The following is a 25,778-nucleotide window of genomic DNA, read 5'->3' as shown; positions in this document are numbered from 1 at the left end:
TAAATAAAATAGCCCTCTTTATATCCTCTATATCCTCAGCGTGCGCCAACAATTTTGTTGGCTTTTTTTCACTTAGCTTATTAGATGCGAGAACGTAAGTAAGCATCAATAAATGGATCAATTTCTCCATCCATAACTGCTTGCACATTACCGACCTCTGTATTTGTACGGTGGTCTTTCACAAGAGAATATGGGTGGAATACGTAAGAACGGATTTGGCTACCCCATCCGATTTCTTTTTGCTCTCCGCGAATTTCATCTAACTCCGCTTGTTGCTCTTCTAATTTCTTTTGATATAATTTCGCTTTTAACATCTTCATCGCATGCTCACGGTTTTTAATTTGAGAACGCTCTGACTGACACGTTACAACCGTATTTGTCGGTGTATGCGTAATACGAACTGCTGAATCTGTCGTATTAACGTGCTGTCCACCCGCTCCACTTGCACGATACGTATCAATTTTCAAGTCTTCTGTACGCACTTCAATTTCAACTTCATCATTGAACTCAGGTACAACTTCACAAGATACGAACGATGTATGACGACGGCCTGAAGAATCGAATGGAGAAATACGTACAAGACGATGTACACCTTTCTCTGCCTTTAAGTAACCGTAAGCGTTATGACCTTTAATTAATAAAGTAACACTCTTAATACCAGCTTCATCACCTGGTAAGTAGTCAACCGTTTCTACTTTAAATCCACGTTTTTCAGCCCAACGTGTGTACATACGTAGTAACATAGAGCCCCAGTCTTGTGACTCTGTTCCACCAGCACCTGGGTGTAATTCTAAAATGGCGTTATTTTTATCATAAGGATCGCTAAGTAGTAACTGCAGCTCATACTCATTCATTTCTTGGATTAAGCCTTTTACTTCTGATTCAAGTTCCTCATGTAAATCTTCATCATACTCTTCTTTTAAAAGCTCATGCGTAATTTCTAGGTTTTCGAACGTCTCATCTAGTTGACGGAACTTTCCAACCATATCTTTCAGTGCATTTGCTTCGTTAATTACAGCTTGTGCGCCTTGTTGGTCATCCCAAAATCCTGCGCCCATCATTTTCTCTTCTAATTCTGCAATTTGTTTCTCCTTAGTAGGGAGGTCAAAGAGACCCCCTAAAAGCCGCTAATCTCTTAGCCATTTTCTCTAATTCCTGTCTAATTTCTACTAATTCCATTTCCTTCACCTCTATGTAATTGCTGTTACTTTCGTATGAAAACAAGGGAAACTCTCTCCACTTATGACGGAGAGAGTTTAATCCTTCTTAATTATACATTTTTGATGTAAAAGTTTGCAAAGCAGCCTGGGCTACCGCCCTATATTACTTCCCAATGCCACAGCAGTTTTTATATTTTTTACCGCTACCACATTTACATAAATCGTTGCGGCCCACTTGGTCACCTTTTACAACTGGTTTTTTCTTCGCCTCTTCGCCATCGCTAGATGGGTGAACAGCTTCACCTTGAACAACTTCTTGACGCTCTAAGTTTTGTTCAATTTCAGCTTTCATAATGTAACGAGAAATTTCCTCTTCAATAGAAGCAATCATTGATTCGAACATTGCGAATCCTTCCATTTGATACTCACGAAGTGGATCAATTTGGCCGTAAGCACGTAAATGAATACCTTCACGAAGGTGATCCATCGCATCGATATGCTCTGTCCATTTCGTATCTACAACACGGAATACAACAACTTTTTCGAACTCACGCATTTGCTCTTCTGGCATAAGCTTTTCTTTGTCATTGTAACGCTCTATTAATTTCGCGATAATTGGCTCGCTCATTTCCTCTGGAGCAAGGCGACGTAATTCTTCTTCTTTCACATCTCCTTCTTGCAGAAGGTTTGTATTTAAGTAGTCAACAAGACCTTTAATGTTCCAATCTTCTTCAATTTCCTCTTGTGTATGAAGTGCAACCGCACGCTCTACTGTAGATTTCATCATACCTTCAATAATACCGCGTAAGTTCTCAGACTCCATTACCTCTTGACGCTGTTTGTAAATAACTTCACGTTGCTGACGAAGTACATCATCGTATTGTAGTAACTGCTTACGTGCATCATAGTTATTTCCTTCTACACGTTTTTGCGCAGATTCTACTGCACGAGAAACCATTTTACTTTCGATTGGCTGAGAATCATCCATACCAAGGCGATCCATCATCGCTTTCATATTATCAGAACCGAAGCGACGCATTAGTTCATCTTCCATTGATAAATAGAACTGCGTAACACCTGGGTCCCCTTGACGACCAGCACGACCACGTAACTGGTTATCAATACGACGACTTTCGTGACGCTCTGTACCGATAACGGCTAAACCAACGTTTTTCACATCGTCTCCAAGCTTAATATCTGTACCACGACCCGCCATGTTCGTCGCAATCGTTACAGCACCTTTAATACCTGCTTCTGCAATGATATCCGCTTCACGCGCATGGTTTTTCGCATTTAAGATGTTATGACGTACACCTTTACGCGTTAACATTTTTGAAATTAGTTCTGACGTTTCAATCGCCACTGTACCGACAAGAACTGGTTGTCCTTGCTTATGACGATTTACAATATCCTCAACAACAGCATTAAATTTACCTTCCATTGATTTGAAGATTAAATCTGCACGGTCATCACGAATAATCGGTTTGTTTGTTGGAATTACGATAACGTTCATATTGTAAATGTTACGGAATTCCTCTTCCTCTGTTTTCGCTGTACCAGTCATACCAGATAACTTTTCGTACATACGGAAGTAGTTCTGGAATGTAATTGTCGCAAGCGTCATACTTTCATTTTGAATTTCTACGCCTTCTTTTGCCTCGATAGCTTGGTGTAACCCTTCGCTATAACGACGACCTTTCATAAGACGACCAGTAAATTGGTCTACAATTACGATTTCGCCTTCTTGTACAACATAATCTGTATCACGATGCATAACAACGTGCGCACGAAGTGCCTGATTAATATGGTGAAGAAGCGCTACATGTTTTAAATCAAATAAGTTTTCAATATGGAAAGCTTTCTCCGCTTTCGTAATACCATCTTCTGTTAACATTACATTTTTCGTCTTCACATCAAATGAATAATCTTTTTCATTTTCTAACGTACGAACGAATGCATTTGCAAACATGTACAGCTCTGTTGATTTTTGAGCTTGTCCAGAAATAATAAGTGGCGTACGCGCTTCATCGACTAAGATAGAATCGACTTCATCGATAATAGCAAAGTGCAGTGGGCGTTGAACGCACTGCTCTTTATATAAAACCATGTTGTCACGTAAGTAATCGAATCCAAGCTCATTATTTGTGCTATACGTAATATCAGCAGCATAAGCCTCTTGTTTCTCTTCGCGTGACATACTGTTTAAATTAATTCCTACTGTTAATCCTAGGAATTCATGAAGTTGTCCCATTTCGCTCGCATCACGTTGTGCTAAGTATTCATTGACTGTAACAACGTGAACACCTTTTCCTGTTAAAGCATTTAAATATACAGGTAATGTAGATGTTAACGTTTTACCTTCACCCGTTTTCATCTCAGAGATATTCCCTTCATGTAAGGCAATACCACCCATTAACTGTACACCATACGGACGCATTCCAAGAACACGAGTCGCAGCTTCACGAACAACCGCAAAAGCTTCAGGTAGTAGATCATCTACTGTTTCACCTTTTGTTAGACGTTCTTTAAATTCAAGCGTCTTCCCTTTTAATTGTTCATCAGTTAATGGCTTAATAGATGGCTCTAGTGCATCAATTTGCTCAACTGTCTTCTGCATACGTTTAATTTGGCGTTGATTTACATCAAACACCTTTTTTAAGATACCGATCATAGGAAATACGCTCCTCTTTTTATTAAAATAAAACTTCCGATTGTTTTTTCTTTTTCTCTATTACAATCAGTCGTTATAAAAATCAAATGTATGTTATGCCAATTTTTCTCCTAATTAAAAAAACTAAAATGTATATACCTAATGATAATTGTAACACTTGTCTTATAACTATGACAACAATCGGCCGAATGTCAGGCCTTATATTCAAAAAAAGTTTTTATCCCGCGTTAACGGACCGTAAAACTCCCACCTCAAAATTCAGTTGGAGCCAAGAAGTTAGGTGGGAGATCAACTGTCCGTAAACGTCCGATTGGTGAGGGCTAATTAAAGTTTCATTTGTTACGTTTCTTTTCTCTATCTCATCATTTCAAATTCACATTACAAATTTCGTATTAAATCTAAATCGATAATTACAAAAAGCCGAAAATTTCACCGGTACAGTATCCATAGATACTTACACCTGCGCAAAACCTCCGACTTGAAAAGATAATATTATTTTGCAAGAGCTACTCAATCATGGCATCCCAAAAGCACGCTTAAAATATATCTGTATCAATCATGTATTAATTTATTGGTATTTCTAATTCATGATATTTCCCTTTCTTATCTTTCACAAAAGAAATGAATTTCACTTTAGTTGATTCATTTGAAAAGTTTTTATAATTTTTATAAGGGTCATCTCCTATAAAATAATTTGTCCCTATATATCCTCGCACTGTTTTACCAGCAGGTATTACAGGATCAAACTGATATTTTTTAGGTAATTCTATTGAATAAGGGATTACATTATAAAACTCGCCTATTTTAGAATAAAACATTGTATTAGAAGTAGACTGATTACTAAGCAAATTAATATCCCGATTCGTTGTATTTGTAATATCTAAAGGTAACACATATGTCACTACTTCACGGTCTTCATAAGGATCATACACTTTTGTAGGATCAAGAGGATCAAGTGCATGAAATGTAACTCCTTGACCATCTTCAAAAGTTCTATTAGATAAAAGCTCACCTTTTATGACTTTATAAGATTCATTATTTTGATTTAATGTTTTAAATCTAAAGAAACTAGCAAATGTACATAGCAACATACACAATCCAATGCTTATTAAGACATGTTTTCTTGTCACTCTTAATCTACCAACCTTCCATTATTAACATGTACAATGCGATCTACTATTTCATTATCTAGAACATGCACATCATGACTAGCTACAATGATAGTCGTTCCTTTAGATTTTTCTACTTTCAAAATATCCAAAACCTCTTTTATCCCATCACTATCTAAAGCATTCGTTGGCTCATCTAATAACAATAGTGTTGGTTGTTCCATTAAAGCTTGCGCTATCCCTAAACGTTGTTTCATACCTAAAGAGTATCTTTTATACTTTCTCTTATCTGTTTTATCAAGTCCAACCCTTTGAATAATATTATAAATTTCCTCATCAGAGATTTTATTGTTAATCGATGATAAAAATTTCAAATTCTGAAAACCAGTATACCCTGGAATAAAACTTGGATATTCAATCAATATCCCCATAGAATCCGGAAATTGCTTTTGTTTTCCAATCATTTCATTATCTACGTAAACAGCTCCAGAATTTAAACGCATTAATCCTGATATAGCACGTAAAATCATTGTTTTACCAGAACCATTATGCCCCTTCAAAACTAAAAACTCTCCTTTTTTTACTGACAAACTAATATTATCTAACACAATATTTCCCTTTAATCTTTTCGTCATATATTCACATTTAATATAATTGTCCATAAATTATTCACCTATCACATCTAGTTTTTTTAAACAAAAACTACCTAACAAAATCATTACAACAACAATTACTACTCCGATTAAAAGTAACTCATGCCATTGAATAGATTCATTATTACCTAAAGTCAATTGAATTGAGCTGTGATCAACAAAATACCAACGATTTGGCATAACAAAAGAGCCTAAAAAATAAATACTATGAAAGAAAATAGACAAAAATAGGTATAACAACATTAGTACAAAAACAATAGTTATCGGTATATAAAATGTTAAAAACTCAAAAATCAAAGCTAATAAAAAGCTTATAATAATTTGAATTAGCATAGTACCTACTATCTTATAAGAAAATTGACTATATACATTTGAAAAAGAATGCCCGCCAAAAGTAAGCAAATAATAAACAGTAAACCAAATCAAATACATAACAATCCAAATACTAATTATGTAAAAAAACAAAGATAGTATTTTCGTTAACCAAAGAAAATGCTTCTTCTTAACACGAGGAAATAAATAAACACCATTCTGCTGAATATCTGAAAAAGCAAACTTCCCTACTAGCAACAAAGGAGTAATTTGAAAAAATATCCAATAAAACGGGATAGAAAATCGCCCCTCCTTATAAAAATAAGATAAATCCACAAAGTCTACTCCATGAAAAAATCGATAAAAGGTAACATCTACTAATACAGGTTCTTTACCATTACTCAGAGGCTGATTGTATAAAAAGGTAACTACAATCATAGCGTAAATTAAGAATAAAAAAGCCATTATCTTGATGGAATCTCTAAACCTTACATGTAAATCTCTTTTTAACAAATGATATAAAATCATAATGTAAACTAGATCACCTCTGTCTCATCATTCATAGCAATATAACTTTTTTTAGATAAAATCCATACACTTATAAAAAAGATAAAAAAACATCCAAATAAGCGTATAAGTAAACCAGTAGCATCTTCAAACACATTTATATAAAAAGCATTTGTAAATAAAAATCCATGTAATATAAATCTATCTAATAAAACGGCAGTAATCATACATATTATTACAAGTAAACTAGGTAAAAATAATTGCAATAAAGCACTTATCATACATATAAAAATAGTCGCAAATAATTGAATGCAAAATAATAATGGATAATTCACAGAAATACTATTTACAGCCATCATATTTGACATCAAAAATAACTGTAAAATCATACTCCCAGCGAAAAAACAAACGAAAACGAATAGTTTCAAATAATATATAGAAACTAATTTCCATGCATTATTCACTCGGTAAACTACATAAATACTAAAAAAATTCGACATAGAATATACAGAAAAAACGATTGTTAAAGGAATAAATATGGTCGACAAATTATAAAACGACATAACCTTATACAGGGTTTCCAATTCGTTCATTTTCTCTTTTACAATTCCAGGTTCAAAATAATTGAACAAGCAACCAATGATACTAGCATTAAGTAAAAAGAGAATACTGAACCAAATATATTTCATCCTTATAGTTTCTTTCATTACATTATAAAAGAACATGCTTCCTACTCCCCCGTAAATAAAGAACTACAGAACAAAACCAAATACATAACAGCACACTAAGAAAAATTTGTAATTCAAAAAAGCCGAAGTCTTTAATTAAATAATCTTTAGGATTGAGAATTCCCTTTCCAATACCAAGCCAAAAAATATGTAAAATAAATGGCACTAAATAAATAAAATAAACTCGTTTTATAAAAAATGACACTGATAAAGCCAAACTTGAAAAAACCGCACCGTATAAACCATTTAAAAATACATACATAAGAAAATATAAAGTCGGATACTCATAATAAACCGTATGAAATTGAGCTGTTGGTGAAACAGTAGCAGCCATATAATTTAATATCGGATGCGGAGCAACTGTCGGATAAGTCATCACATATAAATAAAAATGAAATAGTAAAGGGACACTTATAATAAAAAAAGATACAATAAAATTAATAAAATAAAGTAATCTAAAATAATGACGCGTTCCCATCTTAGAAATGACAGGATAAATAAATCCATAATTTTTATCAATTCTATAAATCCCAGCTACAGCCATTGCAGAAATCATAGGAAATATAAGTAGATAAAATTCACTATAAAATGGTAATCTATTAAAATGTAAAATGTTAGATAAATATGGAGATACCTTTATGATCCCAGCATCATTAAATCCTTTCGTTGTTACACACATAGAAATATATTGAGCAGTAACAATTACTAACATAATAAATAAAGACAACCAAAACATCCTGCCTTTTAAAATCCTCCCTAAAAAGTAACTCATCTACAGCTCCTCCATAAACCATTAATGAAATTTAAATCTTTTTTAATATGAACATTTGATCCGCAACACCATAACATTTATTTTCTTTATTTAACCAGATGTAACGAAAAGAAACATTTACTCTCTCACCTTCAAATTTAGGAAACTCAACTTCATACTGATAAACATCATTTGTACCTTTTCTTTTTACACTCTTAACTTCTTGTTTCCACTCAATTACTTTTCCATCAGTTTGTTCAATCCGCCCCAAAAGATACGCTGGTTTTTTCTTGTTCGTAACACCCGTTAAAAAAACATAATAATTTTCTGGTATAACTCCTGACTTTAAATTTTTATCTGAAAGCCTATCTTTTATTGCAATATCATTTCTATCTATTTGCCCTTGAAAGAAATCATCACCAGTTTCATTTTCCAAGAATACTTGTTCAAAAACAGTATTTTTATTAATTTCTTTCAACTGAATACTTTTCAAATTATCTTTTTCCGTTAAAGTATCTTCAATATTTACAATAGGTTCATCTACTTTCTTATGGCAAGAAGCTAATAAACAAATAATCAATATAAAACAACAGAATAAAATATATTTTGAAATAAGCTTCATTGCAGCACCTCCTATTCAAAAAATGAAATAGTAGAAAAAGTCGTATAATCCAGATGACGAACTAGACGACTTTTTCTAACGTTACATAATAAATAATTTTAATTTATAATTTCTAAATCAATATTCAGTGTAAGGTCCACTAGGTCTTACACTATCAGGACTCCAAGCAGTAGGATAAGCATTATTTTCTCTAGAATAACCACCGAATCTCACAGGTACATTTTTCCCATAGTTTTCATATGCGTAATTTTGGAAAAGATACGTTTTACCTGGTCGCACCGTTCCTTCATGCTTACCTGACTCACCTGAAACATTTACCCAATCTCTATCACCTTTACCTTTATTTTTATCCGCTTCTGTCCAAACATTGAAAGAACCACCGCCCTTCTCACTGCTCTTCACACGCATATACATAGAAGTAGGTGTCTCTTTAGGACGTGCGTTAGTAAAATCATATGCACTCCAAAGTCTAAAGGTAAATTCTACATGATCATCCCTTGTATCAGCATTAGCTGGTTCGGTTAAAACGAAAGTACTAGCTAAAATACCTAAAGATAAAACAGATCCAAGCATAAAACGACTTTTTTTCTTAATACTCACTAAAAGCACCTCCGATAATTTGTAGCATTATACTAATCTTATTTTTTCACCGAGGGAATAAACAAAATCTCTATAACGAAATATAACAATAACAATCTCTCGATGTACTCTCAATAGCATTCAGAAAACTTAATGTTATATTTATAATGGTAAACATTTTGACAAATTAACAAAAATAATAATACACTCCTAGCAAAAAATTACTTATAGAGATAACTACTTACCTACGCCTGTTCCAAATCATAAAGAGTAACTCACCTTTCGAAAAACAAAAACTAAAATATAAAAAAGCGCAGCCATTTCGGCTACGCTTTTGAATTATTATTTAGTTTCGATTAAACCATATTTCCCATCTTTACGGCCATATACAACGTTAGTTTCATTTGTATCAGCATTTGTGAAGACGAAGAAATTATGTCCTAGCATATCCATTTGTAGGATTGCCTCTTCAACGTCCATCGGTTTTAAATCGAATCGTTTTGTACGTACAAGTTCTAGTTCATCCTCTTCTACCTCATCCAGAACAGCTACTGCTTCTGGAAGGATAAAGTTCGTTTTCATAGAACCTTTCTCACGTAACTTACGATTTACTTTTGTTTTATGTTTACGAATTTGTCGCTCAAGTTTATCAACTACTAAATCGATAGCAGCGTACATATCGCTATTAGTTTCTTCTGCACGAAGTAATAAATCAGTAAATGGAATTGTTACCTCGACACGTTGCTTGTCAGAGTATACTTTTAAATTAACTTTAATCTCTGGGAATGTATCAAAATAACGCTCTAACTTACTTAGTTTTTTCTCTACATATTCCTTTAATGCTGGAGTTACTTCAATATTTTCACCACGAATGTTGAATTTCATAGATGAATTCCTCCTTTCAAGCCTATGTACTATAATTTCGACACCGGCTTAAAAACTCCTTCTAACTTTTTTAAAAAAATTAGTGGAATTGCGATTTTTTTATCGTTTTTTGTTGAAATGAAAAGATGCATCGTTTCTATCTTTATTTTATCCTATTAACATCGTGAATAACGAATATAACTGTGGACAATTCGTTACAGAAAAGAAACAACTTTTTGACAACTCCATTCATAACAAAAACCCCTTGCAAAAAAACAAGAGGTTCTACCATATATATAACGTTGCCACAAACGCAGCTTTCTCTTCCCAAAAACAATATACCTACAGTTTTACAACATTAGCTGCTTGCGGTCCACGTGCTCCCTCTACAATATCAAACTCAACTTGTTGCCCTTCTTCTAATGACTTATATCCATCTTGTTGAATAGCAGAAAAATGAACAAACACATCATCACCGTCTTCACGCTCAATAAACCCAAATCCCTTTTCTGCATTGAACCATTTTACTCTTCCTTGCATGTTCATTCCATTCCCTTCACTCTAAAAATCAGGACATTTGCCCCATAATTTCACTATAACGAATGACAACATACGAAGTCAAAGAAGACTTATCGCCTTTTTATTATCCCTTTCGACAGTTACAGATTAACTTCTACAGAGCGTCAAACTAGAAACTTCGCTTGCTCCTTTATCATAGAAAAGACTTCCAATTTGTCTCACTGTAATTCCTGTCGTATATACATCATCAACAAGTAAAATATGTTGACCATGAAACATCTCTTCTCTCTGAAAATAAAAAGGATTACTTCCCGAAAGCCTTTCTTTACGCGACTTCTTACTTTGCTTTTCTGTTTCCTTCCTTCTTAATGATGAATAAAAATTTTTGACAGGCAAACAAGCTGCTAATAACTCTGCTTGATTAAAACCTCGCTCATATTCCCGTTCCCTACTAAGCGGAACAGCAATAACAGTTGAAACGTCCGTAAAATACTTTTGAAATAGCTCCCGAAAAGATTGATAAAAAATACGAACTAACTCCGCATCACCTCGAAACTTAAACTGCGCTAGTATACCTTTCATGTCATCATTGTACACGTACAACGAACGATTTTTAAAAGGACGATATCCTTCCTCATTCCTCCATCTTATACAGTCCATGCAAATGTCATTTTCTTTATATCGAGTAGGTAAGTCATCTAAAGGACGACCACAATCCATGCAAATTCTTCCTATAATATAGGAAAGTTTTTGCTCACATCTATCACATACATATTTTTTGGGGGACTTTACAAAGAAGGCGTACCAACTAACTGTTTCCACCATATACTCATCACAAAGTAAACAATGCATTAATCGATCAACCCTTGTTCTTTCGCATTTTTGTTCATACTTTGAATATGTTTTTTCGCACGTACCATTGCCTCTGTCTTACCGTAATGAAAATACATAACCTCTCCGTATGGCTCTTCAAAACTACGCCCCGCTCGGCCTGCAATTTGTACGAGCGCACTCTCTGAAAAAATTTCTTCTTCAGCTCCTAACACAGCCACTTGTAAGTTCTTCACAGTTACTCCTCTTTCTAAAATTGTCGTTGTAACTAATAACGGAATGTCTCCCTTTCTGAAAGATGCTACTTTTTCTTTTCTCATCGAATCTTCTGCATGCACGCCATCGATTCTATTATCCAACCCTTTCAACAACTGACTTATTTCTTCTATATATTGCACATGAGGAACAAATAAAAAAATAGGATACTTTTTGTTTAAGTTCATTTTTAACCATTGTAGTAACACGCGAGGAATTTTTTTATGATGGAGGCTTTTCTTCCAATTTCCGCACCAACTAAATAGAGGAACTGGTAACGGGTGACGATGGTATCGTCCTGACACAATAACACCTTTTTGTTTCCCCTTTCTGAAATTACGCTTCCACTTTTCATCAGGGGTTGCAGTTAAATAAATACGCGCTGCTTTCTCTTTCATTGCTTGTTGCACTGCATACTGTAACATTTGATCCGCATGATACGGGAAGGCATCAATCTCATCTACAATCATCACATGAAACGCTCTATAGTAACGTAACAGTTGGTGAGTCGTTGCAACGACTAACGCTGCATCTTTTTTATGATCTACACTCCCTCCGTATAAAGCAGCTACAGTTATACTCGGAAACACTTCTTGTAATCTCGGCGCTAATTCCAGTACAACGTCCGTCCTTGGCGTTGCGATACAAACTCTTTCTCCTTTTTGAAGCGCCTCTTCTATACCGTAAAATAACATTTCTGTTTTTCCAGCCCCGCACACAGCCCAAATAAAAAAAGATTTTTTCTGCTTAATCGCTTCTATAACTCCTTGCGCCGCCAACTCCTGACCAGTAGATAAAGTCCCTTTCCAATGTAACCGTTTTTTATGACACTCTCCTGTTCTTTCAGCAATCCCGCGAACAAGTACAGTACATTCACTAACTCTCCCCATCGTGATACACTTCCGGCAATACGCGCATGCTTTACCGCACCTTTTACATAAAAATGATGCAAATAGCCGCTGCTCTATATTTCCGCAGCGCTGACATATATATTTAGAAGCCTTCTTCGTTATACCTTGTACACATACAACCTCTCCCTTCTTTTTCAAATCACTTAATTCTCTCCGTAAATCTGAAGAGAGTTCTTCTAATAGCAACTGTTTTCCAACAAGCATTAGCACTCACCTCCAGCATTACTATAAACCTTTCTTATAATCTCGTAAAAACGCAAAAAAGCCGATAACCTACTTATAAAATAGTAAGCTATCGACTTTATACACATGTTTTATTCGATTATAAATCCTAGAATCTACCGTATCCTAAGAAATGTTTTTGGTTGTAGCTACTGCTTAAGCTAGAGTAAGCAATCCCTTTGTCACCAGCATGAATCATTTGGCCATTGCCAACGTAAATACCAATGTGAGATGGACCATTTTTATAAGTATTTTGGAAGAATACTAAGTCCCCTGGCTGTGGGCTACTTACTTTAGAAACTGAATTCCAGTAACCATTAACATCTTGACGACCTACACCGAATACGTAAGAAATGAATCCACTACAGTCAAAACCACCGTTTGATGGAGATGCACTTCCCCAAACATATGGTAAGCCTAAGTATTGTTGCGCTTTACCAATTACGCCAGGAGCTGGAGCTGGGCCTGGTGTCGGTTCTGGTTTTTTATCTTCTTTTTTAGGTGCTTCTTTTTTAGGCTCTTCCTTTTTAGGTTCTTCTTTTTGAGCTTGTCCACCGTTGTTTGCTGGTGCAGCTGGTGCAGCTTGCTCTACTGGTGCTTGTGCTTTTTGAGCTTGCGCATCTTTAGCAGCTTGCTCTGCTTGTTTTTGAGCAGCAGCTTCTTGTGCAGCTTTTGCTTGTGCTTCTTCTTCTGCAATGCGTTGTAATTGTAATGCTTGTTTTTCAAGCTCTTTCAATTGACTTTCCGTACTTGTCATTGAAGTTACAACTGTATCCATTTTACCGCTTAAATCGTTTACTGCTGCTGCTTTTTTCGCTTTTTCAGCGTCAAGTTCTTTTTTAGCAGTTTCAATTTGAGCTTGTGCTTCTTTTAATTCTTTTTGCTTTGTTTTTACCGTTTCAACATCTTTTTTCACGTTCGCTTGATCTTCTTGTTGTGTTTTCATGATATCTTCGTCAGACTCAAGAATTTTAGAAACAGAAGTTAAACGATCAACTAAATCTGCAACGTTTTTAGAGTTTACAAGAACTTCTGTTACAACGTTTGTGTTTGGTTGCTCTTGAAGTGCAACTAAACGTTTTCTTAATAACTCTTCACGTTTTGCAATTTTCGTTTGTAATTCTGCAATATCTTTATTTTTCTTTTCGATTAATTGCTCAGTGTCCGCAACTTTTTTCGTTGTTTCATCAAGCTTTGCAGCATTCTCTTGAACAGACTTATCTAAACCTTGAATTGTTTTGTTTAAGTCATTCATTTGTTTTTGTAATTCATCACGTTCTTGTTTTTGTTTATGTAAAGTGTCATTTTGTGTATTAATTTGTGATTTCACGTCAGAAATTTTATCTTCTGCAAATACATTTGGTGTTAGTCCTGAAAACATTAACCCTGCCACTAATGCGCAAGATGCCATTTTTAGCTTTTTCATTTTATTTTTTACACCGCTTTCTTTTTTCTTTTTTCCGTATATAACCTATAAAATTTATACCATAATTCGGGATTTTTTTTGCTAATGTTACGCTTTTGTAAAACAAATGTAATATTATATGTAACTCTATCGCAAAATATGCATATTTTTGTATATACGTGTAGAGTTTTAAAAGTTTTTTTAAGCAAAGAAAAAAACGCAAGGTTTCCCTTACGTTTTATTAAATATACTAATATGGATGAAATCAAAACGTTATTTCATCCATTTCTCAGCCCAATTTTGGACTTCATCCATAACACTTTCTAACGCTTTTCCCTTGTCCGTTAAGCCATACTCGATTCGAACTGGTACTTCTGGATAAACATTACGAACTACAATGCCTTCGCTTTCCAATTCCTTTAAACGCTCTGATAACATACGATCGCTCATATTCGGTATAATATCTGCGATTTCTCTAAAACGTTTTGACTCTTCCAGCAAAGATTTAATAATTAAGCCAGTCCACTTCTTACTAAGCAAAGTAAAAGCTGACTCAAACTTTGGACATAAACAAGAATTATGCTCCATATGTTTCACCTCTCTTCTATTATAATATAGTTTCTTGTAAAAAGTAAGTTATAAAACTTTCCTCATTATTTTATTTTACGTACATTTTACCATTTCCAAATATTAACTTGTCAACTTCACGTAAAATATCCGTAAAAAAACCCTCTTCCGAAAGAGAGCTTTTTATATCTTTATTACTTCGTATACCATCCAAGGCCTAATGCACCTTCACCTAAATGCGTTCCAATTACAGCACCGAAATAACCTGTGCGGATTGTAACATGAGGATATTTTGCTTCTAATTCTGCCTTCCATTCATTCGCTTCCTCTTCACGTTGTGCATGAATGATAACTGCTTCCATAGGTACACCTTTACTTGCTTGCTCATCAAAAATTTCAATGATACGTTTTAGCGCTTTTTTACGCGTACGAATCTTTTCAAACGGGATAATGATTTTGTCTCTAAAATATAAAACCGGCTTTACTTGTAACAGACTACCGATGAAAGCTTGCGCACTATTTAATCGGCCTCCACGTTGTAAATGGTGTAAATCATCTACTACAAAATAAGCGTCCATCGTTTTCTTCATTTCATCAAAACGGGCGATAATCTCTTTCGGATCCTTCCCTTCGCTTGCTAGCTTTGCACCTTCACGCACGTAGAATCCTTGTACTTCACAACTAATTTCAGAGTCGTACGTATATACATCAATACCCTCTACCATTTGACCAGCTGTCGTTGACGTTTGATATGTACCACTAATCCCACTTGAAAGATGAATGCTAATAACTGCATCATAATCCTTAGATAATTCTTCATATAGCTCAACAAACTTTCCGATTGCTGGTTGAGAAGTTTTCGGAAGCTCTTCTTGCTCACGTACTTTTACATAAAAATCATCTGCTGAAATTTCAGCTTCTTCTTGATAAGATTCCGTTCCAAACACAACGTTTAATGGAATCATATATATATTGAGTTCATCACGAATATGCTTCGGTATATATGCTGTACTATCAGTAACAATAGCTGTTTTCATTTTCGTACCTGCCTTATAAAAAAGTTTTTATTTCCTAATTTTACACGAAAACTAAAAATGGTGCATCCATACATGAAAATGCGGGTTTGAAATTATACTTATCATCTCGACAAATTACAACAAAAAGGTAAAATACTCATCAAAAATTTCAGCTTATTTATAAAAAAATGTTTGAATATAAAAACGCCCGCTTTTAAAATGTAAAGTACTAGTCATTTTGATGGATAGGGGCGTATACAAGTGTTATTACAATATTTAACAATAAAAGACTACGGTGAACACGAAATTGTTATTCAAAAATCAAGATTCATCTGTTATGTTAGTCGTGCTACAACCGAAGAAGAAGCTCAAGAATTCATACAAAAAATCAAAAAACAAAACTGGAATGCAACACATAATTGTTCTGCGTATTTAATTGGCGAACAAGATCAAATCCAAAAAGCAAATGATGATGGTGAACCTAGTGGTACAGCTGGCGTACCTATGTTAGAGGTACTAAAAAAACGCGGTTTAAAAGATACCGTCGTTGTCGTTACCCGCTATTTTGGTGGCATCAAACTGGGCGCTGGTGGATTAATTCGCGCATATGGAAAATGTACAAGCGAAGGCATTAATCATGTCGGTGTTGTCGAGCGAAAGCTAATGCGTATTATGCAGACCGAAATTGATTACACATTACTTGGCAAAATTGAAAATGAATTACGTAATTCAAAATATGCCATTAAAGATATACATTACCTCGAAAATGTCACATTTGATACGTATGTAGAAGAAGATGGAAAACAAGCATTCACGGATTGGATGATTGAATTAACAAATGGGAAATGTACAATTACAGAAGGAGATATGTTGTACTTAGAGCAAGATGTTATCTAAGAATAACTACTGTATCGCCTTTAAAGATTAATGTAGTGAATTACTTTCCTACAAATGAACTAAGGAGATTATATATGGAAGAACGTTATTATCATCTCCAAAATAGCAGAATAAAAAAGAAACGAAGAAGAAAGTTTTTCTACTTCCTTATTTTCTTATTTTTATTTGGTAGTGTAGGACTTTATATATTAAATTCCTACTCTTCTCTCATGGGGATGTATAGTGGTTTTACTCGTGAAAAATCGGATTTGAGAACCGAAGATGTAGAAATTACAAAGGAGCCTTTTACACTCCTTATTATGGGTATAGAAGATTATGCAACAGACGGTCAAAACGGTCGTACAGATTCATTAATGTTTGCGACAGTCAATCCGAAAACGCAAAAGATTTCGCTTATGAGTATCCCTCGTGATAGTCGCGTTCCAATTGTCGGAAAGAATAAAGAGGACAAAATTAACGCTGCGCATGCTTACGGCGGAGAAGAAATGGCAATCAAAACTGTCGAAGGTTTCCTAAAAGTACCTGTAGACCATTATGTTAAAATTGATTTCCAAGGCTTTAAAGGTATTGTTGATGCTGTTGGCGGTGTTACTGTTGATGTTCCCTTCGATTTTTGGGAGCGTTCAGACGTAGATTACTACAAAAAAATCCAATTTAAGCAAGGACAGCAAGAATTAAATGGTGAAGAAGCACTCGCTTACGTTCGTATGCGAAAGCAAGATCCAAATGGTGACTATGGTCGGGCCGCTAGACAAAGACAATTACTAGCTGCTGTTGCTCAAAAACTAAATTCCACCTCTACCGTATTTAAAATTAAAGATTTAACAGCGGTCGTTGGAAAATATATAAAAACTGACATTCCTATTTCTGATGGCCTTGCTCTTTACAAGAAACTTTCTGGGTTTGATCCTTCTACAATACAAACACTCAAACTTGAAGGAGAAGACAAAAAAATAGGTGGTATTTATTACTTCCTTCCAGATCCAAACGGTGTTGAGGCAGTACGTAACGAAATTAAAAAAGAACTAGGAGAAAAGGTAACCACGCAAGAAAATTCAACAACAAAAACGGAATCCACTCCTTCTTCAAATTCTAACTCTAACGAAAAAGCGAAGAAAGAAACGAATCAGAATCAGAACAAAACACCAACTGATCCCCCTCCTTCTACGAATGCTCATGCAGAGTGGATTATGAGAAATCAGCAATAAAAAAGCCAAATCGCATGCGATTTGGCTTTTTTTTATTTATTAAAGTGTTTTAAAATTGCTTCTACAATACGCTCTGATGCACGGCCATCACCGTACGGATTAGACGCTTTTGACATCTTATCATGAGCTTCTTTGTCTGATAACAACTCATCAGCAAGGATAAAGATTGTCTCTTCGTCTGTTCCCGCTAATTTCAACGTACCTGCTTCAATACCTTCTGGACGCTCTGTTGTATCACGAAGAACAAGAACTGGCACACCGAGTGATGGTGCTTCCTCTTGTACCCCGCCAGAGTCAGTTAACATTAAGTATGAACGAGCTGCAACATTGTGGAAATCAATTACATCTAGCGGCTCAATTAAATGAATGCGGCCATGATCGCCTAAAATATCATTTGCAGTTTCACGAACAACAGGGTTCATATGAACAGGATACACAACTTGTACGTCTTCATGCTTATCAACAAGACGCTTAATTGCACGGAACATATTACGCATTGGCTCTCCTAGGTTTTCACGACGGTGAGCTGTCATAAGTACAAGACGATCACTTCCAAGTTTCTCTAGTACAGGATGACTATATGTTTCTTTTACAGTCGTTTTTAGCGCGTCAATCGCTGTATTTCCTGTTATGAAAATGCGTGATTCATCTTTATTTTCTTTCTGTAAGTTCGTTGCTGATTTTGCTGTAGGTGAGAAATGAAGATCTGCCATTACGCCTGTTAATTGGCGATTCATCTCTTCTGGGTATGGAGAATACTTATCCCATGTACGAAGTCCTGCTTCGACATGACCTACTGGAATTTGATTGTAGAAAGCAGCTAAACTTGCAATAAACGTTGTCGTCGTATCACCATGTACAAGTACGATATCAGGCTTTGCTTCTTTCATTACTTTATCCAAACCTTCTAAACCACGCGTTGTAATATCGATTAAAGTTTGGCGATCCTTCATAATATTCAAATCGAAATCTGGTGTAATTCCAAAGATACTTAATACTTGGTCTAACATTTGACGATGTTGTGCTGTTACAGTCACAATCGATTCAATTTTCTCAGGATGCTTTTGCAACTCTAATACAAGAGGTGCCATTTTAATTGCTTCTGGACGTGTCCCGAAAATTGTCATTACTTTTAAACGTTCAGTCATTTCATTGCCTCTTTTCTTTCACTAGTTACAAATCCTATTATGACATATAAGAATATACATGAATACATACCTTTTTAACGAATAACAGAAAAATCCCTCTTATGAATACTTTCTCTTCCAACGGAATAATAATCTATTCCTTGTTTCTTGACATCCTCATTAGTATAACAATTTCTTCCATCAAATAAAATAGGCTCTCTCATAAGTTGTGCGTACTTTTCTAACGGATAAGCTCTGATTGCTTCCCATTCTGTCACGATAAAAGCCGCACTCGCTCCTCTAATCGATTCATCTATACATTCGCTATATTGTATAGTCTCCCCAAAGATATTTTTCATATTGTGAATTGCCTTTGGATCATATAGAACTACATCCGCACCCATATGAATTAATTCTTGTATCATAATAAGGGACGGTGCGTCTCTTATATCATCCGTATTCGGTTTAAATGCCGCTCCCAGCACTGCAATCCGCTTCTTGTTCATATTTATTACTTTCTTCGCTTTCTCAATCAATAACAACTGTTGTTTATTATTCACTTCAATGACGGCTTTTAACAAACGAAAATCATGCGCCACATTCCCTGCAATTTGCACAAGCGCTTTCGTATCTTTCGGAAAACACGATCCCCCGTAACCAATGCCCGCATTTAAAAAAGACGCCCCAATTCTCTTATCCATTCCCATTCCTTTTGCAACATCTAATACATTAGCTCCTACCTTCTCACATATATTTGAAATTTCATTGATAAAACTAATTTTTGTCGCTAAAAAGGCATTCGATGCGTATTTAATCATCTCTGCACTTTTTATATCTGTAACATACGTTTGCAAATGTAATTTACTATATAAATTCTCAACTTTTCGCGCCGCTTCCTCATTATCAGCTCCAATTACAATACGATCTCCCTGAAAAAAATCGTAAATCCCTGAACCCTCCCGTAAAAATTCGGGATTCGATACAATATGTAATTCATGCCTATTTTGTAATTTCTCCTCAATCCATCCCCTCATAGCACCATTCGTCCCTACAGGAACAGTACTTTTTGTAACAACAATAATGTCTTTAGTCGCATATGCTCCAATATCAAAACATGCATTTTGAATATATGTTAAATCTGCTGTCCCATCTAATAACGATGGCGTTCCAACTGCAATAAATATAAATTCTGCATCATGAAATGCTTCTTCTTTACTTGCTGTAAAAGTTAAACGATTATTCTCACACGCATCATGTATTAATTCATATAAGCCAGCTTCATAAATAGGCAGATCCCCTTGTTTTATCCGTTCAATTTTCTCATCATCTATATCAAAACATGTAACCGAATGTCCCAATACTGCCAATCCTACTCCTGTAATCAACCCAACGTATCCGGTACCTATTATCGTAATTTTCATTTCCTTTTCGCACAGGAATATACAATAGAAAATATACGAATACATAGAATTTACCCTGTGCTTCCCCCTCTCACATTAAAAATGAGAAAACTCTTTTACTTCTTTATTATATGAATTGCTTTCTTCATTCTTTTTTAAGTTTTTGTAAAATTAAATATTGTCCATAAAACCAATAGAAATTTTACCGAGATTAAAGCTGCACGTTCAGGCTTGAAAAATTCCCACATTTTAACACGGAACTTACTCATTTCTACGTGTAACACTTATAATATTGAAATAAAATTATTCGCTATTAAAGAGAAAGAAAAAATGTCATATTCCAAAGCCCAATACGATTAACCTTCTCAAATGATTCAACATTCTGTATACCATTGTCATATATTCTATCTGCTTCCATTTACCATAAAACGAAAAAAAGATTGAATTCTAATCTTTTTGTGATACCATATGTTATGAGCCTGTAAATAAACATCATAATTTTCAGATAAATATATTAAAAAAAATTACGTTAGACTATAAAAGGGTGGGGTATTAATGGACTCACAAGTGATTTATGCCATTTTGGCATCTTTCATCACTGTACTCATCGTTACTCCTTTAGTTATTAAGTTAGCTTTTAAAATAGGAGCAACAGATAAGCCAAACGCGCGTAAAGTGCACCAAAAGATTATGCCTCGTCTTGGCGGGTTAGCAATATTTATTGGTGTGGCTGTTGGATTTGTTGTCGGTGGCTTATACGAACAAAGAATGTTATCGATAACGCTAGGTGCGATTATCATTGTAATCATCGGTATTTTAGATGATATGTACGAGTTATCTGCGAAGGTAAAATTCGGTGGACAACTATTAGTTGCCATTATGATTGTAAAAAGTGGATTATTAGTGCAAGTATTATATATTCCAATCCTCGGGGATACTGAACTTGGATGGCTTGCTTACCCAATTACAGTATTTTGGATTGTAGGTATTACAAATGCCATCAACTTAATTGACGGCTTAGATGGATTATCCGCTGGTATTTCATCTATCGTACTGGCAACGCTAGCATATATGGCCTTCACTAGCCCATGGGGTACTGGAGCTGCTATTATCTTACCACTAGCATTAATTACATTAGCAAGTACAATTGGATTCTTATTCTACAACTTCCATCCAGCAAAAATTTTCATGGGAGATACAGGAGCACTATTTTTAGGATACTGTATTTCTGTTATATCGTTACTTGGATTATACAAAAGTGTAACGCTATTCAGCTTTATCGTTCCAGTTATCATTTTAGGCGTGCCTGTATTTGATACGACATTTGCAATTATCCGTCGTATCGTAAATAAAAAACCTATTTCAGCACCAGATAAGTCGCATTTACATCACCGTTTACTTGCAATGGGCTTCTCTCATCGTAAAACGGTACTAATTATATACGCATTCGGTATTTTCTTTAGTGTAAATGCAATCATTTTCTCTAGTGCGACATTATGGTTATCCATTATTCTTCTTTTCGTTTTAATCTTCTTTACAGAGATTATTGCTGAAGTAATTGGACTTGTACATGAACGTTACAAACCACTTATTTCCTTTTATAAAAAAGTGAAAAAACGCGAAGACTAATTGTAGTATAGCCTTTACTATTATGAAATATTCAAATAGCATCCTCTTTCTTATAAGAGGATGCTATTTTTTATTCGTTATTTTATATTTCCAAAATATAGTTTGTTTGAGAGTTCCACTATTGGAGAAAGATATACATAATAAGAAAAGGATTATATTTTCTTTTTTACATCTTGATTGTCAAACTGAGGGTGAATGTTATGATCAAGCGAGTATTTCAATACATTATTTTATTTTTAACGATTACTATGTACGCGTCATCTCATGCAGGAGCGACTACAATTCCCCCTGCTGAACATCATCCAAATACCGAAACTTCCTCTTCTACAAAAAAAATCGCGTACTTAACATTTGATGACGGACCAAACAAATATACTACGCAAATTTTAAACATCTTAAAAGAAAAGAACGGAAAAGCAACTTTCTTTGTTATTGGTGGAAAAGTACCACATTATAAAAAGACAATGCAACGATTAATTAAAGAGGGACATTATATCGGACTTCACAGTATGTCCCATGATGTAAAGCGCCTTTACACTGGTGATCCATCCGCTTTAATTACAGAAATGGAACAAACACAAAACATTGTCCAACAAGTTACAAAATTAAATACACATCTCGTTCGTGTCCCATATGGTAGCATGCCTTACTTAAAAAAGAATTACCGTGATGCACTTGTATCAGCCCAGTATAAAATGTGGGATTGGACAATTGATACATACGACTGGAAAAGCTATGACAATCCCTCTGCCATACTAGAAAGGGTACGTAATCAGAGCGATGAACAAGTCGAAGTAATTTTAATGCATGATTCGAGTGTAACCGTACAAATACTGCCACAAGTAATTGATTACTTACAGTCACAAGGATACCAGCTTCTTCCCTATAATCCATCTTCTCATCTCGAAGTAAACTTTTGGAAAGACACAAGATTGTAACAGCTTTAGTGCTATGTGCTAAAGCTGTTTTATTTTTCTCTTCCCACCCTTCCCATTTTTGTGTAAAATTTTAAATAGTGATGAAGTTTCGAGGTGAATAGAAATGAAACGAATAGATCTCATTTTTAACGCAATACAAAAAGGCAATTATACAGAAGGTGTAACTGCATCAGAACTCGCTACCCTGTTGCAGCTAGATCGAGCCAATGTAAGTAGCGACTTAAACAAACTCGTAAAAGATAAACGTTTATTAAAAACAAATACGCGTCCTGTTCGTTTTTATATAGAAACGAACACTTCGTTGGAAGCGCATTCAAAAGAAGTAACTTCATTAGATACATTTGCAGTTGAAAATACGAGCCTTAAAATCGCAATCGAAAAAGCGAAAGCTTCTATTCTCTATCCTCCAAACGGTATGCATACTTTACTGCTCGGAGAAACAGGCGTCGGAAAATCCATGTTTGCTTCTTTAATGCACGAATATGCAATTGAAGTTGAACAGCTTCCTAAAAATGCACCATTTATCGTCTTTAACTGTGCTGATTATGCAAATAACCCACAGCTACTACTCGGGCAATTATTTGGGATTAAAAAAGGAGCGTATACAGGGGCAAGTGATCAAAAAGGGTTAATTGAAAAAGCACATGAAGGGATCCTTTTCTTAGATGAAGTACATCGCCTTCCTCCAGAGGGACAAGAAATGCTTTTCACCTTTATTGACCGCGGAGTATATCGTCGCCTTGGAGAAACAGAAAACGAACGTAAAGCACAAGTATTGATCATTACTGCAACAACAGAAGAACCAAATTCATTTTTATTAAAAACATTTACAAGACGTATACCAATGACTGTCACGCTGCCACCACTTCGTGAGCGTACACATAAAGAACGTTTTGCTTTACTGCAACTATTTTTCACAAATGAAGCAATTCGCTTGCGAAAAGAAATTCACGTTAGTCCGAATGCAATGCGTGCTTTCGTCTTTTACAATTGTCCCAATAACATCGGCCAATTAAAAACAAATGTACAAATTGCCTGTGCGAAAGCCTATTCTGACTTCGTGACAAAGAAACGTGATTCTGTCTATGTTTCAAGTACAGACTTACCTTGGTATATGAAGGAAGGGCTCTTCATTGAAAGAAAAAGCCGTCATCTATACCAAATACCGAATGAAACATTTATATTTACAGGCGATGAAGGTTGGAGTAATCATAAAGCAGAAAACGAAAAACAGTCTTCTATTTACGATTATATTGACTATAAATATGAAGAACTTCAAGCTCGTGGTATTGAAGAGGAAGAATTAGAATTACTAATAGAAAATGATATTCAAAGCTTTTTCGTACAATATTTTAACCAAATGTCAAAAAAAACAAGTCATGAAAATGTTTTTAAAATTGTAGATCGTAATATCGTTTCCGTTTGTGAAAAAATTGCTGAACTTGCTGAAAAACATTTATCCAAGACATTCGATGAAAAAGTATTTCTCGCTTTAAGCTTACATGTACAGACAACTCTACAACGTTTACAAGCTGGAAAACAAATTCATCACCCACAATTAAATCAAATTCGTACGAAATATAAAGAAGCTTTTTCCGTAGCTATGCAATGCATTCAACTACTGGAAGACGAATTACAAATAACAATGCCTATCGATGAAGCAGGCTTTTTAACAATGTTCTTCGTTGTTGATCCAATTCCTGCCTCACAAACAGAAGTAAAAGTATTAATATTAGCGCACGGCAACGGCATAGCAACAGAAATGGCAAACGTCGCAAACGAACTGCTCGGCATTGAGGAAGTAACCGGTATCGATATGCCGTTACATGAATCGCCGAAAGATTTCTTAGAGCGTGTGAAAGTGTATATGAAAACACTCCAAAATGTAAACGGGCTTCTCTTACTCGTTGATATGGGATCTCTCGCTTATATTGGTGATATATTAGAAACTGAGTTCAAAATTCCGGTACGTGTTCTTTCCATGACGAGCACTCCACATGCACTAGAAGCTGCTCGAAAAGCTCAGCTTGGCTACTCGTTAGATGCATTATATGAAACAGTAAAGAACTTAACACCGTTTTACTTAAACGTACAAGAAGAAAAGAAAAAGCCACTATCACCAATGAAATCTGTTATTTTAACAGCTTGTTTAACTGGGGAAGGCAGTGCTTTAGCTATTCAAAAAATGTTGGAGAACTATTTGCGATTTGACAAAGACTTAATTGAAATCATTCCGATTAGTATTGTCCATGAAAAAGATTTAACGAAAATGATTGAGAACATAAAAAAAGAGCGGAATATCATTTGTATCGTCACAAATTTCGATGTGCAGGTGCCATGCTTAACTTATCATTTCCAAGATATTGTAAACTACACAGCGATTCAGCCAATTCAAGAATTAATTACGTATGAAGAAACATATGCAAAAATGGCTGATATTCTTGAACAACAAATGCAGCGTAACGACGGAGCACTACTTATTAAAACGATCCGTTACGCATTAAATACAATTCAAGAATTAATTTCCTTACAGCTAACTCCTGACAGTTTAATGGGTGTTATTCTTCATATGAGCTGTATGGTTGACCGTCTTCAAAAAGGAGAAAGCCTCCTCCCTCATCCAGATAAAGAGAAACGAAGACAAGATGAATACTGGATGTATATGAAAGTAAAAAAAGCATTGCAGCCAATTGAAAATACATTTGAAATACAAATACCTGATGACGAAGTATTTTATGTTATGGACTTCTTCATTAAAAATCAGCCTGTAAAAAATTAATCGAGGCTGTTTTGTAGTATATCGACCGCAACTCGAGTTTTATCAGCGATTTTTCTAATATATCGATTTACCGTCAATAATCGCTAAAATTCGCACCTTATAACAGAAAAGGCTGTTC

At 35.0% G+C, this 25,778-nt stretch carries 23 protein-coding genes; 5 read left to right on the top strand and 18 right to left on the bottom strand.

Features of this window, described 5'->3' with window-relative positions:
• Positions 1-80 precede the first annotated feature (80 nt).
• The 16 genes from prfB to PDQ68_RS19725 all read right to left on the bottom strand — a co-directional run bounded on the left by prfB (position 81) and on the right by PDQ68_RS19725 (position 15,703).
• Positions 81-1,179 (bottom strand): peptide chain release factor 2 gene (prfB, locus tag PDQ68_RS19800; protein ID WP_096001716.1). Its coding sequence is split into 2 segments (ribosomal slippage): positions 81-1,106 and positions 1,108-1,179, totalling 1,098 coding nucleotides; the frame shifts between segments, so codons are not numbered across the junction.
• Positions 1,180-1,323: 144 nt separating this feature from the next.
• The gene (secA, locus tag PDQ68_RS19795; protein ID WP_048553050.1) at positions 1,324-3,831 is read right to left on the bottom strand and encodes a preprotein translocase subunit SecA; all 2,508 of its coding nucleotides are present in this window, start codon (positions 3,829-3,831) and stop codon (positions 1,324-1,326) included.
• Between the two features lie 563 nt (positions 3,832-4,394).
• Positions 4,395-4,922, bottom strand: coding sequence for a hypothetical protein (locus PDQ68_RS19790; RefSeq protein WP_061184263.1), 528 nt, complete (start codon positions 4,920-4,922; stop codon positions 4,395-4,397).
• A gap of 41 nt (positions 4,923-4,963) precedes the next feature.
• Positions 4,964-5,602, bottom strand: a complete 639-nt coding sequence (locus tag PDQ68_RS19785) for an ATP-binding cassette domain-containing protein (RefSeq protein ID WP_061184247.1) — start codon at positions 5,600-5,602, stop codon at positions 4,964-4,966.
• A 3-nt stretch (positions 5,603-5,605) separates the two neighbouring features.
• Positions 5,606-6,370: a hypothetical protein gene (locus PDQ68_RS19780; RefSeq protein WP_061184262.1), complete on the bottom strand. Its 765-nt coding sequence runs from the start codon at positions 6,368-6,370 to the stop codon at positions 5,606-5,608.
• 71 nt (positions 6,371-6,441) lie between these two features.
• A complete protein-coding gene (locus PDQ68_RS19775) occupies positions 6,442-7,137 on the bottom strand; it encodes a hypothetical protein (RefSeq protein ID WP_061184246.1) in 696 nt (231 codons plus the stop codon).
• Complete coding sequence (locus PDQ68_RS19770; protein ID WP_016718923.1) at positions 7,124-7,912, bottom strand: hypothetical protein; 789 nt, start codon at positions 7,910-7,912, stop codon at positions 7,124-7,126. The genes PDQ68_RS19775 and PDQ68_RS19770 overlap by 14 nt, the downstream gene beginning before the upstream one ends.
• Before the next feature lie 31 nt (positions 7,913-7,943).
• A complete protein-coding gene (locus PDQ68_RS19765; protein ID WP_061184245.1) occupies positions 7,944-8,513 on the bottom strand; it encodes a hypothetical protein in 570 nt (189 codons plus the stop codon).
• Positions 8,514-8,630: 117 nt separating this feature from the next.
• Positions 8,631-9,113: a hypothetical protein gene (locus PDQ68_RS19760; protein WP_016718925.1), complete on the bottom strand. Its 483-nt coding sequence runs from the start codon at positions 9,111-9,113 to the stop codon at positions 8,631-8,633.
• A gap of 321 nt (positions 9,114-9,434) precedes the next feature.
• Entirely contained in the window at positions 9,435-9,977 is a 543-nt protein-coding gene (hpf, locus tag PDQ68_RS19755) for a ribosome hibernation-promoting factor, HPF/YfiA family (RefSeq protein WP_000671190.1), read from the bottom strand.
• A 321-nt stretch (positions 9,978-10,298) separates the two neighbouring features.
• Positions 10,299-10,496, bottom strand: a complete 198-nt coding sequence (gene cspC, locus PDQ68_RS19750) for a cold shock protein CspC (protein WP_001162041.1) — start codon at positions 10,494-10,496, stop codon at positions 10,299-10,301.
• A 126-nt stretch (positions 10,497-10,622) separates the two neighbouring features.
• Positions 10,623-11,327 (bottom strand): ComF family protein, encoded by a 705-nt coding sequence (locus tag PDQ68_RS19745; protein WP_061184244.1) that lies wholly within the window; start codon positions 11,325-11,327, stop codon positions 10,623-10,625.
• A complete protein-coding gene (gene comFA / locus PDQ68_RS19740; protein ID WP_061184243.1) occupies positions 11,327-12,676 on the bottom strand; it encodes an ATP-dependent helicase ComFA in 1,350 nt (449 codons plus the stop codon). The genes PDQ68_RS19745 and comFA overlap by 1 nt, the downstream gene beginning before the upstream one ends.
• 127 nt (positions 12,677-12,803) lie before the next feature.
• Complete coding sequence (locus tag PDQ68_RS19735) at positions 12,804-14,120, bottom strand: C40 family peptidase (RefSeq protein WP_061184242.1); 1,317 nt, start codon at positions 14,118-14,120, stop codon at positions 12,804-12,806.
• Positions 14,121-14,372: 252 nt separating this feature from the next.
• The gene (locus tag PDQ68_RS19730) at positions 14,373-14,687 is read right to left on the bottom strand and encodes a winged helix-turn-helix transcriptional regulator (protein WP_000400857.1); all 315 of its coding nucleotides are present in this window, start codon (positions 14,685-14,687) and stop codon (positions 14,373-14,375) included.
• 173 nt (positions 14,688-14,860) lie between these two features.
• Positions 14,861-15,703, bottom strand: coding sequence for a DegV family protein (locus PDQ68_RS19725; protein ID WP_000844764.1), 843 nt, complete (start codon positions 15,701-15,703; stop codon positions 14,861-14,863).
• A 240-nt stretch (positions 15,704-15,943) separates the two neighbouring features.
• Between PDQ68_RS19725 and PDQ68_RS19720 the strand changes: the two genes are divergently transcribed.
• Both PDQ68_RS19720 and PDQ68_RS19715 read left to right on the top strand, forming a co-directional pair.
• Positions 15,944-16,579, top strand: coding sequence for a YigZ family protein (locus tag PDQ68_RS19720; protein ID WP_016718930.1), 636 nt, complete (start codon positions 15,944-15,946; stop codon positions 16,577-16,579).
• A 74-nt stretch (positions 16,580-16,653) separates the two neighbouring features.
• Entirely contained in the window at positions 16,654-17,787 is a 1,134-nt protein-coding gene (locus tag PDQ68_RS19715) for an LCP family protein (protein WP_061184241.1), read from the top strand.
• A 32-nt stretch (positions 17,788-17,819) separates the two neighbouring features.
• Here PDQ68_RS19715 and wecB read toward each other — a convergent pair whose 3' ends face one another.
• Both wecB and PDQ68_RS19705 read right to left on the bottom strand, forming a co-directional pair.
• Positions 17,820-18,935 (bottom strand): non-hydrolyzing UDP-N-acetylglucosamine 2-epimerase, encoded by a 1,116-nt coding sequence (wecB, locus tag PDQ68_RS19710; RefSeq protein ID WP_061184240.1) that lies wholly within the window; start codon positions 18,933-18,935, stop codon positions 17,820-17,822.
• Positions 18,936-19,009: 74 nt separating this feature from the next.
• A complete protein-coding gene (locus tag PDQ68_RS19705; RefSeq protein ID WP_061184239.1) occupies positions 19,010-20,380 on the bottom strand; it encodes a UDP-glucose dehydrogenase family protein in 1,371 nt (456 codons plus the stop codon).
• A 489-nt stretch (positions 20,381-20,869) separates the two neighbouring features.
• Here PDQ68_RS19705 and PDQ68_RS19700 point away from each other — a divergent pair, with 489 nt between their 5' ends.
• The 3 genes from PDQ68_RS19700 (at position 20,870) to PDQ68_RS19690 (ending at position 25,660) form a co-directional block, all read left to right on the top strand.
• Positions 20,870-21,943 (top strand): glycosyltransferase family 4 protein, encoded by a 1,074-nt coding sequence (locus tag PDQ68_RS19700; RefSeq protein WP_061184238.1) that lies wholly within the window; start codon positions 20,870-20,872, stop codon positions 21,941-21,943.
• 200 nt (positions 21,944-22,143) lie between these two features.
• Positions 22,144-22,881 (top strand): polysaccharide deacetylase family protein, encoded by a 738-nt coding sequence (locus PDQ68_RS19695; protein ID WP_061184237.1) that lies wholly within the window; start codon positions 22,144-22,146, stop codon positions 22,879-22,881.
• A 103-nt stretch (positions 22,882-22,984) separates the two neighbouring features.
• Positions 22,985-25,660: a sigma-54-dependent transcriptional regulator gene (locus PDQ68_RS19690; protein ID WP_270786919.1), complete on the top strand. Its 2,676-nt coding sequence runs from the start codon at positions 22,985-22,987 to the stop codon at positions 25,658-25,660.
• The last annotated feature ends 118 nt before the right edge of the window (positions 25,661-25,778 follow it).

This window comes from Bacillus cereus group sp. Bc010 (assembly GCF_027716745.1).
Classification (GTDB): Bacteria; Bacillota; Bacilli; order Bacillales; family Bacillaceae_G; genus Bacillus_A; species Bacillus_A pacificus.
This window is presented reverse-complemented; position numbering and strand designations above follow the sequence as displayed.

Excerpts from the sequence above, each read along its gene's own strand:
- PDQ68_RS19790 (WP_061184263.1), bottom strand. The coding sequence starts at position 4,922 with ATGTTGCTATGTACATTTGCTAGTTTCTTTAGATTTAAAACATTAAAT.
- PDQ68_RS19700 (WP_061184238.1), top strand. The coding sequence starts at position 20,870 with ATGGACTCACAAGTGATTTATGCCATTTTGGCATCTTTCATCACTGTA.
- PDQ68_RS19715 (WP_061184241.1), top strand. The coding sequence starts at position 16,654 with ATGGAAGAACGTTATTATCATCTCCAAAATAGCAGAATAAAAAAGAAA.
- PDQ68_RS19735 (WP_061184242.1), bottom strand. The coding sequence starts at position 14,120 with ATGAAAAAGCTAAAAATGGCATCTTGCGCATTAGTGGCAGGGTTAATG.
- PDQ68_RS19765 (WP_061184245.1), bottom strand. The coding sequence starts at position 8,513 with ATGAAGCTTATTTCAAAATATATTTTATTCTGTTGTTTTATATTGATT.
- PDQ68_RS19725 (WP_000844764.1), bottom strand. The coding sequence starts at position 15,703 with ATGAAAACAGCTATTGTTACTGATAGTACAGCATATATACCGAAGCAT.
- PDQ68_RS19705 (WP_061184239.1), bottom strand. The coding sequence starts at position 20,380 with ATGTATTCGTATATTTTCTATTGTATATTCCTGTGCGAAAAGGAAATG.
- PDQ68_RS19785 (WP_061184247.1), bottom strand. The coding sequence starts at position 5,602 with ATGGACAATTATATTAAATGTGAATATATGACGAAAAGATTAAAGGGA.
- PDQ68_RS19690 (WP_270786919.1), top strand. The coding sequence starts at position 22,985 with ATGAAACGAATAGATCTCATTTTTAACGCAATACAAAAAGGCAATTAT.
- PDQ68_RS19780 (WP_061184262.1), bottom strand. The coding sequence starts at position 6,370 with ATGGCTTTTTTATTCTTAATTTACGCTATGATTGTAGTTACCTTTTTA.
- PDQ68_RS19695 (WP_061184237.1), top strand. The coding sequence starts at position 22,144 with ATGATCAAGCGAGTATTTCAATACATTATTTTATTTTTAACGATTACT.
- PDQ68_RS19745 (WP_061184244.1), bottom strand. The coding sequence starts at position 11,327 with ATGCATTGTTTACTTTGTGATGAGTATATGGTGGAAACAGTTAGTTGG.
- PDQ68_RS19730 (WP_000400857.1), bottom strand. The coding sequence starts at position 14,687 with ATGGAGCATAATTCTTGTTTATGTCCAAAGTTTGAGTCAGCTTTTACT.
- secA (WP_048553050.1), bottom strand. The coding sequence starts at position 3,831 with ATGATCGGTATCTTAAAAAAGGTGTTTGATGTAAATCAACGCCAAATT.
- PDQ68_RS19775 (WP_061184246.1), bottom strand. The coding sequence starts at position 7,137 with ATGTTCTTTTATAATGTAATGAAAGAAACTATAAGGATGAAATATATT.
- hpf (WP_000671190.1), bottom strand. The coding sequence starts at position 9,977 with ATGAAATTCAACATTCGTGGTGAAAATATTGAAGTAACTCCAGCATTA.
- wecB (WP_061184240.1), bottom strand. The coding sequence starts at position 18,935 with ATGACTGAACGTTTAAAAGTAATGACAATTTTCGGGACACGTCCAGAA.
- comFA (WP_061184243.1), bottom strand. The coding sequence starts at position 12,676 with ATGCTTGTTGGAAAACAGTTGCTATTAGAAGAACTCTCTTCAGATTTA.
- cspC (WP_001162041.1), bottom strand. The coding sequence starts at position 10,496 with ATGCAAGGAAGAGTAAAATGGTTCAATGCAGAAAAGGGATTTGGGTTT.
- PDQ68_RS19770 (WP_016718923.1), bottom strand. The coding sequence starts at position 7,912 with ATGAGTTACTTTTTAGGGAGGATTTTAAAAGGCAGGATGTTTTGGTTG.